Here is a 14146-nt window from a genome sequence, read left to right on the forward strand (position 1 = left end):
GAGCGGACGCGCCCGACCGTGCGGGTGTCCGACCGTGGACGGGTCAGACCACGAACTTGAAGGTGCGGTCCTTGTCGCCGGTCTTGTCGAACACCGAGGTGATGCCGTCCGCGACGTCCTGCGGGGTGATCGCGGCGACCTGGCCGTTCTTCTTGACCTTCACCTTGTCGAACGCGGTGCCCAGCTGGGCGGCGAGCGCGTCGAGGTCCCACTTGGGCACGATCTTGCCGGAGGCGTCCGGGACGAGCGTGAGCGCCTTGGCCGCGGTCTTGGGGCCGAAGTCCCAGGTCTTCGCGCCGGCCACGACGTGCACCTTGCCCGCGGCGATCTGCTTGCCGAGGCTGTCGGCGGCGGCCTGGAGGGCCTGGGTGGAGATCTTCGGCTGGGCGGCCGTGACGGCGAGGGCGATCGGCTGGTCGGGCTTGCCGTCGGCGCGGTCGCGGTAGGCCTGCTCGATCGCCTCCAGGGCGCTCGCCGACTCCACCGCCTGCCCGGCCCGGCCGGGCACGACGATCGGCTCGCCGTTGACGTCGCCGAACTTGATGTAGCCCTCCTGGAGGCCCTGGCCGGAGCCGGCCGCGAGGGTGTCCAGGGCGGCCCGGAGCTTGGCCTTGTCGACCTTGACCTCCGGGGCGACGGCCTTGGTGCCGCCCTGGAGCGACTTGATGACGTCGACCGGGTTGTAGCTGTGCTGGGCCAGGCCGTCCACGGTGGCGGTGGTGTCGAAGCTCAGCCCGGCGACCGCCGGGTCGAGGTCCACGGCCTGGTCGCCGATCTTCAGCTTGAGCGGCTGCTGGCCGGCCTTGCCGACCGACTCGTCCAGCTGGTGGATCGCCTGGTCGCGGCTGCTGCCGCCGATCTCGGCGCCGAGCACCACGGTGCCCTTGGGGACGTCGGACTGGTTGAGCATCAGACCGGTGCCGTACGCGGCCGCGCCGAGGAACAGCACCGCGACGCCGCCGTAGACGCCCAGCTTGACCAGCTTCTTGCCGGCTCCGCCGCGCTTGGCCTTGGCGGGGGCGGCGGGTTCGGCCTTCGCCTTGGCGGGGGCCGGAGCGGGGGCGGCCTTGTCGCCCTTGGCGTCCTTGGTGCCCTTTCCACCCTTGCCGCCCTTGCCCTTGCCGCCCTTGGTGTCCGTGGCGGCCTCGGGCCGGGGGCCGGGGGCCGGGGCCGGCAGCGGGGTGACCGCGGTGGCCTCCGGGTCGCCGGGCTGCGGGGCGCCGCCGGGAGCGCCCGGGAAGAGGGCGCCGGGGCCCGCCGGGGTGGCGGGGGCGTCCTGGCCGGGAGCGGTCGGGCGCTGGGCCGCGAACGGGTCGGTGCCGGTCGGGGCCGAGGCGAACAGGCCCGGCTGCGGACGGCCGTCGGCGCCGTGCGGGGCGCCGTTCCGGGGCAGGCCGGGTATCGCGGCGGGCGGCGGGGTGGTGTCGCGGATCGGCGCGAAGCCGTCGACCGAGGTGTCCTCCGGGCCCGGCTCGCCGGCCGGTCCGGCCTGCGGGTGCGGTGCGGGGGCCGGGTGGCCGTTCGCCTGGAAGTCGTTGCGCGGACCGGACTGGCGCGGGCCGCCCGCCCGGTCGTCGAGCTGCTGCCCGCCCGGCTGCTGACGGTTCCGCTGGCCGCCGCCCCGCCGGGGGAGGCCGCCCTGCTGGCCGGCGTCGGGGACGGAGGTGCCGAACGGGTCGGCGACCGGTGCGACGAACGGGTCGGCGGTCGGCGCGAACGGGTCGGCGACCGGGGCGAAGGGATCGGCGACCGGCGTGAAGGGGGCGGCGGCCTCGTACACGCCGGGCTCCTCCACCGGGGCCTCGGCCTGGAACGGCGCGGCGGGCGCGGCCGGGCGCGGCTGCTTGCCCTGGGCGGGCACCGGGCGGCCGTTCGGGGCGCCGTTGGCGCGGGCGGCCTGGCCCGCGGCCGGGTGGGCACCCTGCGGGCGCGGCTCGGCGACGGCGCCCGGCACGGCCAGGGCCTCCGCCGCTCCGGCGGCACCGGCCGGCACGGCCGCGGGCACGGCGGCCGGGGCGGGCTCGGCGACCGGGGCCTTCTTCTGACGCGGCCGGAACCAGGCGCCGGTGGACTCCGACTCGGAGGTGGCCGGCGGGATCGGCGGGATCTGCCACTCCGGCGGCAGGTTCGGCGGGGCGGCCTGGCGGCCGCCGTCCTCCATCACACCGAGGACGGGCGAGGTCGGCGCGGAACGGTGCCGCGGGCCGCCCGGTTCGGCGGCGGCCGCCGCCGGGGCGTCATCGCCGGGGCCGTCCTCGTTCTTGACGGCGCTGCGGACGACGACCGGCGGGATCGGACGCGAGCCGGGGATGTTGATCCGGACCCGGGTGGTCAGGGTGGTCTCGGTCTTCGGACCGTCGTCCTCGCCGCCCGACGCGGCGCCCGGTCCGGCGTCCGCCCGGTCGCCGCCGGGGAGCCCCGGTGTGCCGTAGGGCGGGGTGCCCGACGGGTAGGCGTCCGGACCCGTGCGCCGGGGCGTCGGGTGGGCGTTGTCAGATTCGCGGCTGCTCAATGCTGCTCTGCTCCGGGTTCGCGGGCGGGCCGTGCGGCGCGACCGCGGTTCGTGGTCGCCGGGCCTTGACGGGGGCGGGCGGCGGTCGGGTACGGCGTTCTGCGGGACCACCATACTGGGAAGAACAGAGCGGCGAACGGCTTCGGACAGATCCTGATACGTCCGGTTCCTCCGGTATGAGAGTAAGGCCGTACGCTCCTGACTGCGCGTCGTACGCGGTACGGTACGCCGTGCACGACCGGGGTCAGCGCGGGGGGCCGGGCACCCCGGGGAACCAGCTGGTGCGGGTGGGCAGGGTGGCGCAGATCACGCCCAGCACCGAGCCGGCGAACAGCCAGGCCAGCGAGGTGGCGTTGGACCACAGCACGTTGTCGCCCTCGGGCCGGGGCACCATCAGCAGCAGCATCGCCAGGAACCAGCCGGCCGCGGGCGCGCCCGCGCCGAGCCGGGTGCCGGTGACCCGCAGACCGGCGTAGAAGGTGGCCGCGGTCGCGGCGAGCGCCAACAGGACCCCCACCGGCGGCCACAGGGCCTGCACAAAGGATCCGCAGACCGACACCGCGACGCCCAGCAGGAAGAACAGGGCGTAGGCGGCGATCCGGGCGGCGCGCGGGGGCTGGGGCTCGGCCAGCCGCTCCTCGCGGGTGCCGAGCACGGCGGCGGCGAGCGGGCGGCGGGTCGGCCGGGCGGCGGGCTTGCTCATCGGGTGCCCTCCTCGGCGGGCGCGGCGTCGGGCGCGAGGCCGGCGAACAGGTCGTCCTCCGGCTCGCCCGGCCCGGCCTGGCCGCGCACCAACTGGTAGTACTCGGTGGTGAACAGCGGCTGGGCCAGGTCGTTGGAGAGCGCGAAGAAGGCGCCGTCCACGGTGATCTGGGTGGCGTGGGCGGTCATCGCGGCGGTCTTGCGCCCCGCCTGCGCGGCGCCGTCCAGCACGGTGGTGACCACCTCGTCGTCGACCACGCCGGGGACGTCGGCGGGCTGCGCGACACCCGGGAAGGACGCCTTGGCGGCGGCCTCGGCGAGCCCGGCCTCGATCACCGAGCAGGGCATCCGGTTCCAGTACACCTTGGCGATCCGCCAGGCCGGGCCCAGCTCCGGCCGGTGCGCCGGGTCGGCGGCCAGCTCGTACGCGCGCATCGCGACCCGGTGCGCCTGGATGTGGTCCGGGTGCCCGTAGCCGCCGTCCGGGTCGTACGTGACCAGCACCTGCGGGCGCACCTCGCGGACCACCGCGACCAGGTGGCCGGCCGCCTCGTCGACGTCCGCCTGCCAGAAGCAGCCGGGCACGTCGTTCTCGGGCACGCCCATCATCCCGGAGTCGCGGTAGCGCCCCGGGCCGCCGAGGAAGCGGAAGTCGGACACGCCGAGGGCGCTCATCGCCTCGGTCAGCTCGCCGATCCGGTACGCGCCGAGGGTGTCGTCCCGATCGGCCGTCAGGTGGGCCAGCTCCGGGGGGATCACCTCGCCGCCCTCGCCGAGGGTGCAGGTCACCAGCGTGACCCGGGCGCCCTCGGCGGCGTACCGGGCCATGGTGGCGCCGTTGCCGATCGACTCGTCGTCGGGGTGCGCGTGGACCAGGAGGAGGCGGCGGCCGGTAGTCGCGGTCATGGGAGGAAGCCTAACCACCGGCCGGTGGGGGTCAGAGCCTCAGGCCGTTGATCATTCCGGCGAGGTTGCTGGTGACCTGGCTGATCGACGGGGCGATCGAGCTGGAGGCCAGGTAGAAGCCGAGCAGCGCGCAGACGATCGCGTGCGCCAGCTTCAGGCCGGACCGGCGGATCAGGATCACCACGATGACCAGCATCAGCACGGCGGCGGAGATGTTCATGGCCATGTCGGCTCACACCCCTTCTCGGGCACGCCGCCTCCGGGGAGGCGGCGAGGGACGGTGCGGGACTGGGGGCTGCGGGCGACCGCGGTCCGGGACGGGGCCGGACGGCCGCTCGCGCGACAAGTCATACCCGATGGGTAAGGGTGGCATTACCCTCGGTGAGGCCACGCGCGCCGGGGCATCGTGGCATCCGAGGGGCGCATGGGCCGGTCGGAGGCGGTTTGGACCCCTTTGGGGCGTACTTGCCGACGATGCTCCGAACGAGTGATCAGTGCACGCCCGGGGGTGGTGGTCCGGCGTCATAAGGTCTGGTGCCATGACCTCCCACACCCCTGCCGACACCTTCCCACGGCAGTACGCGCGGACCCTGCGCTACACCGTCGGCGCGCCCCGCTCCTTCTCCGTCGCGCCCGACGGCTCGCGGGTCGTCTTCCTCCGCTCCGGCTCGGGCCGCGACCGGGCCAACCTGCTCTGGACCCTCGACACCGCCACCGGCGAGGAGCGGGTCGCCGCCGACCCGGCCGCGCTGCTCGGCGGCGGCGGGGAGGACCTGTCGCCGGCCGAGAAGGCCCGCCGCGAGCGCAGCCGCGAGGGCTCGGCCGGCATCGTCGGCTACGCCCTGGACGCGGCCGGCGCGCTGGCCGCCTTCGCCCTCTCCGGCCGGCTGTTCACCGCCGACCTCGGCACCGGCGCCACCGCCGAACTGCCCGCCGAGGGGCCGCTGTTGGACCCGCGCCCGTCGCCTGACGGCGCCCACGTCGCGTACGCCAACGCCGCCGGCGAGCTGCGGCTGACCCGCACCGACGGCGGCGGCGACCGGGTGCTCGCCGAGCCGGACGGCCCGAACGTCACCTGGGGCCAGGCCGAGTTCATCGCCCAGGAGGAGATGGACCGCGACCGCGGCTTCTGGTGGTCCCCGGACAGCGACCGGCTGCTGGTCGAGCGCGCCGACGACAGCCCGGTGCGCCGCTGGTGGATCGCCGACCCGGCGAACCCGGACCGCGAGCCCGCCGAGGTCGCCTACCCGGCGGCCGGCGGCGCCAACGCCGAGGTCGGGCTCTGGCTGCTCGACCTGTACGGCGGGCGCACCGAGGTGGTCTGGGACCGCGAGGCCTACCCGTACCTGGGCCGGGTGCACTGGTCGAAGGGCGGCGTGCCGCTGCTCCTGGTCCAGACCCGCGACCAGCGCGGCCAGCGGATCCTCGGCCTGGACACGGCCACCGGCGCCACCGAGGTGCTGCACGAGGAGAAGGACGGCGCCTGGCTGGAGCTGTTCCAGGGCGCACCGGCCTGGACCCCGGACGGCAAGCTGGTCCGGATCTCCGACGAGGGGGGAGTGCGGGCGCTGGTGATCGGCGACCGTGCCGTGACCGGGGCCGACCTGCACGTCCGCTCGGTCGTCGCGGTCACCGAGCGGGAGGTGTTCTTCAGCGCCGCCGGCGGCGCCGAGGAGACCGACCCCGAGCCGGGCTGGATCGGCGTCGGCCGGATCAGCCACGACGGCACGCGGCTGGGCTGGGAGTCCGCCAACGGCCGGCCGTTCACCTCCGTCACCAGCGCGGTGCACGGCGGCGGGATCACCGTCCGGGCCACCGCCGAGCCCGACCTGCCCGGCACCCTGGTCACCGTCGCCCGGGACCTGCCGGAGGGCCTGGCGGTCGACGACGTCGCCACCATCGCCTCGTACGCCGAGACCCCGGCCATCACCGCCCGCCCGGTCTTCCGCTTCGCCGGCGAGCGCCGCATCCCGTCCGCCGTCTTCCTGCCCACCGGCTACGACCGCGAGCGGGACGGCCTGCTGCCCGTCCTGATGGACCCGTACGGCGGCCCGCACGGCCAGCGCGTCCTCCAGGCGCACAACCCGCACCTCAACTCGCAGTGGTTCGCCGACCAGGGCTTCGCGGTGGTGGTCGCCGACGGGCGCGGCACCCCCGGGCGCGGGCCGGCCTGGGAGAAGTCGATCGCCTTCGACTTCGCCGGGGCCACCCTGGACGACCAGGTGGAGGCGCTGCGGGCGCTCGCCGAGGAGTTCCCGCTGGACCTCGACCGGGTCGCCGTCCGCGGCTGGTCGTACGGCGGCTACCTCTCCGCGCTCGCCGTGCTGCGCCGCCCGGACGTCTTCCACGCGGCGGTGGCCGGGGCGCCGGTGACCGACTGGGAGCTGTACGACACCCACTACACCGAGCGCTACCTGGGCGACCCGGCCGAGCGGCCCGAGGTGTACGCCGCCAACTCGCTGAGCGGGTACGCGGCCGGGCTGGAGCGCCCGCTGATGATCATCCACGGGCTGGCGGACGACAACGTGGTGGCCGCGCACACCCTGCGGCTGTCCTCGGCGCTGCTCGCCGCCGGGCGTCCGCACACCGTGCTGCCGCTGTCCGGCGTCACCCACATGACCCCGCAGGAGGAGGTCGCGGAGAACCTGCTGCTGCTCCAGGTCGACTTCGTGAAGCGCTCGCTGGGCGTGTGACACCCGTCTGACCAGCGCTTTCGGCGGCCGGTGCCCCTGACGGGGGTACCGGCCGCCGGCATGACATCCGTCATGCCGAAGGCACGACGGCGGACACTGCCGCCGCCACCCGCCCGCGCGGGACTCTGAGGTGGTGCGAACAGCACCGGTCGTGACACCACGAGCGTGACACCCTCAGGGAAGAGGAGCCGGGCAATGGTTACCGAGGTGGCCGCCTTCCGCGGCGTGGGCAAGAGCTACGGGCGGGTGCGCGCCGTGGACGGACTGGACCTCGTGCTCCGACCGGGCGAGACCGTCGCCCTGCTCGGGCCGAACGGTGCCGGGAAGTCCACCAGCCTGGACCTGCTGCTCGGCCTGCGCGAGCCCGACCGGGGCAGCGTGACCCTGTTCGGCGGCGCCCCGCGGGCGGCGATCGAGGACGGCCGGGTCGGCGCGATGCTGCAGAGCGGCGGGCTGATGTCCGACGTCAAGGTGCGCGAGCTGGTGCAGCTCGCCTGCGACGTGCACCCGCGCGGCCGGTCGGTCACGGAGGTGCTGACCGACGCCGGGATCACCGAGTTCGCGGAGCGCCGGGTCGACAAGCTGTCCGGCGGCCAGGAGCAGCGGGTCCGCTTCGCCCTGGCCATCGCGGGCGACAACGACCTGATCGTGCTGGACGAGCCCACCACCGGCATGGACGTCAGCGTGCGGCAGTCGTTCTGGGCGAGCATGCGCGCCCAGGCCGACGCCGGGCGCACGGTGCTGTTCGCCACCCACTACCTGGAGGAGGCCGACTCGATCGCCGACCGCGTCCTGGTGCTGCACCGCGGCCGGCTGATCGCCGACGGCAGCTCGGCGGAGATCAAGGCACGGGCCGGCGCCCGCCGGATCGCCTTCGAACTCCACGACGCGGACGGCGGGTTCGAGGAGTCCGTGCTGCGCACCCTGCCCGGCGTGCAGTCGCTGGACGTCACCGCGCGGGTCCCGGGGGTGCGGACGGTGCGGATCCGGACCGCGGACGCCGACGCCACCGCGGCCGGGATCTACCGGGCGGGGCTGTACCCGCGCGGGCTGGAGGTGGCCGGCGTGGGCCTGGAGCAGGCCTTCCTGACCATCACTGGCGAACTGGACCGCCAGGACGGCGCCCGGCGCGCCGACGAGCGGAGCACCGACAAGGAGAGCGTGCGATGACCACCCTGATCAAGCTGGAGATCCTGCGGACCCTGCGCAACCGGCGCTACCTGCTCTTCACCATCGCCTACCCGGCGCTGATGTACTTCTTCTTCATCAACGCCTACGGCTCCACCCAGCTGGCCGGCGGCCTGCCGGTGAAGACCTACTTCATGGTCTCGATGGCCACCTTCGGTGCCGTCGGCGCGGTGCTGACCGGCAGCGCGCAGCGGATCTCGCTGGAGCGCAAGAGCGGCTGGGTGCGCCAGCTGCGGCTGACCGCGCTGCCCGGCCGGGCGTACACCGTCGGCAAGATCGCGGCGACCGCGGTCACCACGCTGCCGGCGATCCTGGTGGTCTTCGCGGTCGGCGCGAGCCAGGGGGTCTCGCTGACCGTGCCGCAGTGGGCCGGACTGACGGCCGCGCTCTGGCTGGGCAGCTTCGTCTTCGCCGCGCTCGGGGTGGCGCTCGGGTACGCGGCCGCGCCGGACGCGGTGCAGCCGATCGTGATGATCACCTACATGGCGATGGCCCTGCTCGGCGGCACCTGGTTCCCGGTGAGCGGCTCGCTGGAGGAGTTCGCCCGGTTCAACCCGGTGTACCTGTACAACCAACTGGCCGGCTTCACCCGGCCCGGGCACTCCCTGGACACCGTCGCGGTCGCCGGGCTGGCCGGCTTCCTCGTGGTGTTCGCCGCCGCCGCGGCGGCGCTGTACCGCCGCGACACCCGCCAGGCATGATGACCGGCATGAGTGACGCGCGCCGGACCCACCGCACCGACGAACCGCCGGAGGCGGGAGCGGCGCGCGCCTCCTTCATGAACGTGCCCGGCTCCCCGGTGGAGACCAGGCGGCAGCTGCTGGTCAAGGTCGCCTGGATGCTGCTGTGGATGCTCTACCTGGCCTACCCGGCCGGCGACCTGCTGAGCGGCGCCCACACCACGGCCGGGACGGTGCTCGGCTGGTGCTGCCTGGCCGGGTTCGTGGGCGCCTACGTGCTGCTGGTGATCTTCCGCTCGCAGGCCGGGATGCGGCCGCGGGCCTGCCTGGCGATCGTCACGACGATGGTCGCGCTGGCCGTCGCCGCCTCGGTCGTCCTCGGCTCCGCCTTCCTGACGCTGTTCATCTACGCCTCGGTGTGCGTCGCCATCATCACGCCGGCCCGGTACGCGCTGCGGGTGCTGATCGCCATGGCCGTGCTCACCGCCGTGGTCGGGGCGGCGATCGGGGCGGGCAACGACAACATCACCACCTTCGCGCTCAGCGCCTTCCTCTCCGGCGTCGCGATGACCGGGCTGCAGCGGCTGGTCGCCACCATGAAGGAGCTGCGCGAGGCCCGGGCCGCCGTCGCGCACCTGGCCGCCTCCGAGGAGCGGCTGCGGATGGCCCGCGACCTGCACGACCTGCTCGGGCACTCGCTGTCGCTGATCACCCTGAAGAGCGAGCTGGCCGGGCGGTTCATGGACGCCGGCAAGGACGAGGCGGCGCGGGCGCAGGTCGCCGACATCGAGCAGGTCGCCCGGCAGTCGCTGATCGACGTCCGGGAGGCGGTGACCGGCTTCCGCCGGCCGACCCTGCCGGTCGAACTGGCCGCCGCCCGTACCGCGCTGGCCGCCGCGCAGGTCCGGCTGGAGGCCGCGCCGGAGCTGGTGGACGCCTGGCCGTCGCTGGCCGAGGAGGAGACGGGCGCGCTGGCCTGGGCGCTGCGCGAGGCCGTGACCAACGTCGTCCGGCACGGCGAGGGCGCCACCGTCTGCACGGTCACGGCGGACGAGAGCTGGGAGGCGAGCGGCGAGCGCTACGCCGTCCTGGAGATCGTCGACAACGGGCGCGGGCCGGGCAAGTCCCAGCCGGGCAACGGGCTGTCCGGGCTGGAGGAGCGGCTGGCGCTGGTCGGCGGGCGGCTGGAGACCGGGCCGGGGGAGCGCGGGCGGGGCTTCCGGCTGCGGGCCTCGGTGCCGCTGCGGACGGCGCCCACTGCGGCGCCGGCGCCCGTGTCGAAGCCTCTTTAGGGCTGCCGCGCAGGCCGTCAGGCCGGGGGAAGCTCCAGGACGAAGCGGGCGCCGCGCGGGGCGTGGGCGACCCGCAGGGTGCCGCCGTGCCGCGTGGCGATGTCCGCGGCGATGGCCAGGCCCAGGCCGCTGCCGCCGGAGTCCCGGCTGCGGGCCTCGTCGAGCCGGGTGAACGGCTCGAAGATCCGTTCGCGGTCCTCCGGCGGCACGCCCGGGCCGTCGTCCCGGACCTCCAGGACGCAGCCGTGCGCGGTCCGCCGCGCGGACAGCACCACCTCGGCGGACGCGTGCCGCCGGGCGTTGTCCAGCAGGTTGCGCACCAGCCGGTGCAGCCGGATGCGGCTGCCGAGCACCGGCACCGCCTCGGGCGCGTCCACCCGCAGGGCGAGCCGGGCGCCGAGGCCGGGGCGGTACTGGTCGGCGAGCTCGCGCAGCACGGCGGACAGGTCGACGGTGGTGAGCCGGCCGGCCGTCGCCGGGTGCGCGCCCCGGGCCAGGAACAGCAGGTCCTCGGTGAGCTGCTGGAGCCGCTCGACCGAGGTGAGCGCCTCCCGGGTGGTGGCCGGCCAGTCGGTGCGGTCGGGGTGCGCCAGCGACACCTCCAGATTGGTGCGCAGCGCGGCGATCGGGCTGCGCAGCTCGTGCGAGGCGTCCGCGACGAAGCGCTGCTGCTGCACGGCCGAGCGCTCCAGCCGGTCCAGGGTGGCGTTGGTGGTCCGGGCCATCCGGGTGAGCTCGTCGCCGGCGGGAGGCACCGGGACGCGGCGGTCCAGCCGGTGCTCGCCGATCTCGGCCAGTTCGGCGCGGATCGCCTCCACCGGGCGCAGCGCCCGGCTGGTCGCCGCCCAGGCCGTCAGCGCGACCAGCAGCGCGGCGGCCGGCACGCCCACCTGCAGCACCGGGTCGATGGTGTGCAGCGAGGCCTCGGCGGCGAACGGGGTGGCCAGCACGTACACGGTGAACGGGCCGACCACCGGCTTGACCGGCTGGCCGTTCTCGTCGTTCTGCCGCAGCAGCGGGCTCCAGCTGCCCAGCGCGGTGAAGGTGCGCCCCGAGTAGCGGTTGGCGGCGGCCTCCCCGGCCGGGCCGATGGCGACCCGCTGGACCGACTGCCAGTCGTCCGGCGCGAGTTTCGGTACGGCGGCGGGCGGGTCCCCGGCCAGGTGCTGGGTGGTCAGCGGGCCGCCCATGGTCAGCACCCGGCCGTCGCTGTCCAGGACGAGGTACGGCAGCCGCCCGTAGTCCGCGAGCTGCTGGCCGTGCTTGTAGCCGCTGCTGATCTCGCGGGCCTGGGCCTGGGCGTCCGCCTCGGCCGCCTCCAGCTGGGCGTCGTACATGTGGCCGCGCAGCCACCAGGCGCCGACGCCGAGCAGCAGCAGCGCGGCCAGGCCGGCCGCCAGCGAGGTGCGCAGCCGGGTGGAGAGCCTGCCGGGCACCGGTCAGGCCTCCAGCCGGTAGCCGACGCCGCGCACGGTGGTGATCGAACGGACGCCGAACGGCGCGTCCACCTTGCGGCGCAGCATGCTGACGTACACCTCGACGATGGACTCCTCGCCGTCGAAGGCGATGTCCCACACCTCGTCGACGATCCGGCGCTTGGACAGCACCTCGCCGGGGTGCTCGGCCAGGCAGCGCAGGACGGCGAACTCCCGCTCGGTGAGGGTGATCTCGGCGCCGCCCCGGCCGCAGCGGCGGCCCGCCGGGTCCAGCCACAGGTCCCCGACCCGCAGCAGCGGGCCCGGCGTCTGGCTGCGGCGGATCAGCGCGCGTAGCCGGGCCAGGAAGACCAGGTAGGAGAACGGCTTGGTGAGGTAGTCGTCGGCGCCGGTGTCCAGGCCCTCGGCCTCGTCGTACTCGCCGTCCTTGGCGGTCAGCATCAGGATCGGGGTGGTGACGCCGTCGGCGCGCAGTGCCTCGCACACCTTGTAGCCGTTCAGGCCGGGCAGCATGATGTCGAGCACGATCGCCCGGTAGGCGTGCCGCTGGGCCAGCCGCAGGCCGGTGAGGCCGTCCGGGGCGAGGTCGACGGTGTAGCCCTCGACCTCCAGGCCGCGCCGTACGGCCGCCGCGACCTGGGCGTCGTCCTCCACCACCAGAATCTCCATGCGGATCAGGATGCCACCGGCGCCGGATCCGTTCCTTAAGCCGTCTTCAGCTTTCTCAGCCCCGCTTCAGGGGCGCGGGTGCATGCTCTCGCCGTTTCCGCCGATCAGTTCGAGTCGGTGCCTGACACGGGAGGTGCCGGCGGATGACCGTACTGGAGGGTCCTCCGTTGCCCCGCCCTCCGCTGCCCGGTCCGCCGCGGCCCGCCCGCCACCGGCGGCCGCGCCGCACGCCGCCGCCCAGCCTGGTGATGGCGGCCGGGACGGTGGTCTCCCGGGCCACCGGCTTCGTCCGCTCGGCGCTGCTGGTGGCGGTCCTCGGCTCGGGGCTGCTCGCGGACGGGTACAACGTGGCCAACACGGTGCCCAACCTGCTGTTCGTGCTGCTGATCGGCGGCGCGCTGAACACCGCGCTGGTGCCCCACCTGGTGCGCGCCGCCAAGGAGTCGGCGGACGGCGGGGCGGCGCACGTCGACCGGCTGGTGACGGTGCTGGTGGTCACCCTGCTGGTGCTGACGGCGGTGGTGGTGCCGGGCGCGCCGTACCTCGTGCGGGCCTACACCGCGTACGGCGGTGCGCAGTTGGACCGGACGGTGCTGCTGGCGTACCTGTGCCTGCCGCAGGTGTTCTTCTACGGGCTGTTCACGGTGCTCGGCCAACTCCTCAACGCCCGGCAGCGGTTCGCGCCGATGGCCTGGGCGCCGGTGCTCAACAACCTGGTGGTGATCGGGGTGTTCGCCGGGTACCTCGGCCAACGGTCCTTCTCCACGGCCGACGTGACCGTGCTCGGGGCCGGTACGACGGCCGGGGTGGTGGCGCAGAGCCTGGTGCTGCTGCCCTGCCTGCGGGCCGCCGGGGTGCGGCCCCGGCCGCGCTGGGACTGGCGGCAGGCCGGGCTCGGCGAGCCGCTGCGGGCCGCCGGGTGGACGCTGCTGCTGGTGCTCGGCGACCAGGTGGGCTACTGGGTGGTGACCCGGCTGTCGACCTCCGTCGGCTCGCGGGCCGCCGAGGCCGGGCTGCCGGGCGTCGGGTACACCGCGTACAGCAGCGCGTACCTGCTGTGGATCGTGCCGCACGGGGTGGTCACGGTGTCGGTGGTGACGGCGGTCGTCCCCGCGCTCACCGCCGCCGCCGACTCCCCGCGGGCCGTCCGCGCGCTGCTCGCCCGCACCGTCCGCACCATCGCGGTGGTCACCGTCCCGGCGGCCTGCGCGTTCGCGGTCCTCGCACCGCAGCTGTGCGCGCTCGCCTTCGGGCACGGGAGCACCGGCGCCGACGACGTACGGGCCATCGCCGGGATGCTGACCGCCTTCGCGCCCGGCCTGGTCCTGTACTCCGCCGGCTACGCGCTGACCCGCGTCTTCTACGCGCTCGGCGACAGCCGTACGCCCTTCCTGCTCAACCTGCTGCCGGTCGCCGCCACGGCGCTGGGGGCGGTGCTCTGCCACCGGCTGCTGCCGCTGCGCTGGGCCGTCACCGGGATGGCCGGCTGCTACGGGGCGTCGTTCCTGCTCACCTGCGCGGCCGCCGCCCTGCTGCTGCGCCGGCGGCTCGGGCCGCTGCGGGTCCTGGGAGCCCACGGGAAGCCGCTGCTGGCCGCCCTGCCGGCCGCCGCGGGCGCCTGGTGGGCCACCCGGTACGGCCTCCTGCCGGCCGCCGCCGCCCTCGCGGTCGGCTACCTCCTGCTCGCCCACCTCCTCCGGATCGAAGAACTGTCCGTCCTCACCACACGATTGCGCAGGCGCCCATGACCCTCCTCCCCAGCGACGTCGCCCGGGTCCTCGACTTCCTCCTCCCCGAGGGCCACCCCCTGCGCGCCCAGGTCCCGCACCTGCGCGTCGAGTCCCGCTGCCGGTGCGGCTGCAGCACCGCCCTGTTCGCCGGCGTCCAGGACGGCGCCCGCTCGGAGGTGGTCGCCGAGGCGGCGATCGGCTCCGACGGCGAGATCCTGCTCTTCGCCGAGGACGGCCGGCTCTCCTGGCTGGAGGTCTGCTCCTGGACCGACCCCAAGCTCACCCTCGTCGACGCCGCCCGCTACCTCGGCGGGGAACCCGGGCGGCCGGAGTGAGCG

Annotated in this window: 12 protein-coding genes; 6 read left to right on the forward strand and 6 right to left on the reverse strand. The window is 75.1% G+C overall.

What is annotated here, in order from left to right; genetic code table 11:
- Positions 1–43: 43 nt before the first annotated feature.
- The 4 genes from ACFVXH_RS09200 to ACFVXH_RS09215 all read right to left on the reverse strand — a co-directional run bounded on the left by ACFVXH_RS09200 (position 44) and on the right by ACFVXH_RS09215 (position 4346).
- A complete protein-coding gene (locus ACFVXH_RS09200) occupies positions 44–2512 on the reverse strand; it encodes a peptidoglycan binding domain-containing protein (protein ID WP_198959318.1) in 2469 nt (822 codons plus the stop codon).
- Positions 2513–2756: 244 nt separating this feature from the next.
- Positions 2757–3215 (reverse strand): DUF6113 family protein, encoded by a 459-nt coding sequence (locus ACFVXH_RS09205; protein ID WP_220450057.1) that lies wholly within the window; start codon positions 3213–3215, stop codon positions 2757–2759.
- The gene (gene mshB, locus ACFVXH_RS09210; protein WP_049658011.1) at positions 3212–4120 is read right to left on the reverse strand and encodes an N-acetyl-1-D-myo-inositol-2-amino-2-deoxy-alpha-D-glucopyranoside deacetylase; all 909 of its coding nucleotides are present in this window, start codon (positions 4118–4120) and stop codon (positions 3212–3214) included. Before mshB ends, ACFVXH_RS09205 begins: the two co-directional genes overlap by 4 nt.
- A gap of 31 nt (positions 4121–4151) precedes the next feature.
- The gene (locus ACFVXH_RS09215) at positions 4152–4346 is read right to left on the reverse strand and encodes a DUF2304 family protein (RefSeq protein ID WP_049658010.1); all 195 of its coding nucleotides are present in this window, start codon (positions 4344–4346) and stop codon (positions 4152–4154) included.
- A gap of 313 nt (positions 4347–4659) precedes the next feature.
- On the opposite strand from ACFVXH_RS09215, the gene ACFVXH_RS09220 reads away from it, so the two are divergent.
- The 4 genes from ACFVXH_RS09220 to ACFVXH_RS09235 all read left to right on the forward strand — a co-directional run bounded on the left by ACFVXH_RS09220 (position 4660) and on the right by ACFVXH_RS09235 (position 9973).
- Positions 4660–6813 (forward strand): prolyl oligopeptidase family serine peptidase, encoded by a 2154-nt coding sequence (locus ACFVXH_RS09220; protein ID WP_387821805.1) that lies wholly within the window; start codon positions 4660–4662, stop codon positions 6811–6813.
- Positions 6814–7008: 195 nt separating this feature from the next.
- Complete coding sequence (locus ACFVXH_RS09225) at positions 7009–7983, forward strand: ABC transporter ATP-binding protein (RefSeq protein WP_387821808.1); 975 nt, start codon at positions 7009–7011, stop codon at positions 7981–7983.
- Positions 7980–8702 (forward strand): ABC transporter permease, encoded by a 723-nt coding sequence (locus ACFVXH_RS09230; protein WP_387821811.1) that lies wholly within the window; start codon positions 7980–7982, stop codon positions 8700–8702. The genes ACFVXH_RS09225 and ACFVXH_RS09230 overlap by 4 nt, the downstream gene beginning before the upstream one ends.
- Before the next feature lie 8 nt (positions 8703–8710).
- On the forward strand, positions 8711–9973 hold the full coding sequence (locus tag ACFVXH_RS09235; RefSeq protein WP_387821814.1) for a sensor histidine kinase: 1263 nt from the start codon (positions 8711–8713) through the stop codon (positions 9971–9973).
- Between the two features lie 17 nt (positions 9974–9990).
- Here the strand turns inward: ACFVXH_RS09235 and ACFVXH_RS09240 are convergent, their stop codons facing one another.
- Together ACFVXH_RS09240 and ACFVXH_RS09245 are read right to left on the reverse strand one after the other, a co-directional pair.
- Entirely contained in the window at positions 9991–11409 is a 1419-nt protein-coding gene (locus ACFVXH_RS09240; protein ID WP_387821817.1) for a sensor histidine kinase, read from the reverse strand.
- Between the two features lie 3 nt (positions 11410–11412).
- Entirely contained in the window at positions 11413–12078 is a 666-nt protein-coding gene (locus ACFVXH_RS09245; RefSeq protein WP_049657347.1) for a response regulator transcription factor, read from the reverse strand.
- A 143-nt stretch (positions 12079–12221) separates the two neighbouring features.
- On the opposite strand from ACFVXH_RS09245, the gene murJ reads away from it, so the two are divergent.
- Both murJ and ACFVXH_RS09255 read left to right on the forward strand, forming a co-directional pair.
- The gene (gene murJ / locus ACFVXH_RS09250) at positions 12222–13826 is read left to right on the forward strand and encodes a murein biosynthesis integral membrane protein MurJ (protein WP_387821820.1); all 1605 of its coding nucleotides are present in this window, start codon (positions 12222–12224) and stop codon (positions 13824–13826) included.
- Positions 13823–14143, forward strand: a complete 321-nt coding sequence (locus ACFVXH_RS09255; protein WP_049657348.1) for a hypothetical protein — start codon at positions 13823–13825, stop codon at positions 14141–14143. Before murJ ends, ACFVXH_RS09255 begins: the two co-directional genes overlap by 4 nt.
- Positions 14144–14146: the final 3 nt, after the last annotated feature.

Origin of the sequence: Kitasatospora sp. NPDC058184 (assembly GCF_042883725.1) — a bacterium.
Classification (GTDB): domain Bacteria; phylum Actinomycetota; class Actinomycetes; order Streptomycetales; family Streptomycetaceae; genus Kitasatospora.

Bases quoted from the DNA above. Each gene is read 5' to 3' on its own strand.
- ACFVXH_RS09205 (WP_220450057.1), bottom strand. From the start codon at position 3,215: ATGAGCAAGCCCGCCGCCCGGCCGACCCGCCGCCCGCTCGCCGCCGCC.
- mshB (WP_049658011.1), bottom strand. From the start codon at position 4,120: ATGACCGCGACTACCGGCCGCCGCCTCCTCCTGGTCCACGCGCACCCC.
- ACFVXH_RS09215 (WP_049658010.1), bottom strand. From the start codon at position 4,346: ATGGCCATGAACATCTCCGCCGCCGTGCTGATGCTGGTCATCGTGGTG.
- ACFVXH_RS09220 (WP_387821805.1), top strand. From the start codon at position 4,660: ATGACCTCCCACACCCCTGCCGACACCTTCCCACGGCAGTACGCGCGG.
- ACFVXH_RS09225 (WP_387821808.1), top strand. From the start codon at position 7,009: ATGGTTACCGAGGTGGCCGCCTTCCGCGGCGTGGGCAAGAGCTACGGG.
- ACFVXH_RS09230 (WP_387821811.1), top strand. From the start codon at position 7,980: ATGACCACCCTGATCAAGCTGGAGATCCTGCGGACCCTGCGCAACCGG.
- ACFVXH_RS09235 (WP_387821814.1), top strand. From the start codon at position 8,711: ATGAGTGACGCGCGCCGGACCCACCGCACCGACGAACCGCCGGAGGCG.
- ACFVXH_RS09245 (WP_049657347.1), bottom strand. From the start codon at position 12,078: ATGGAGATTCTGGTGGTGGAGGACGACGCCCAGGTCGCGGCGGCCGTA.
- murJ (WP_387821820.1), top strand. From the start codon at position 12,222: ATGACCGTACTGGAGGGTCCTCCGTTGCCCCGCCCTCCGCTGCCCGGT.
- ACFVXH_RS09255 (WP_049657348.1), top strand. From the start codon at position 13,823: ATGACCCTCCTCCCCAGCGACGTCGCCCGGGTCCTCGACTTCCTCCTC.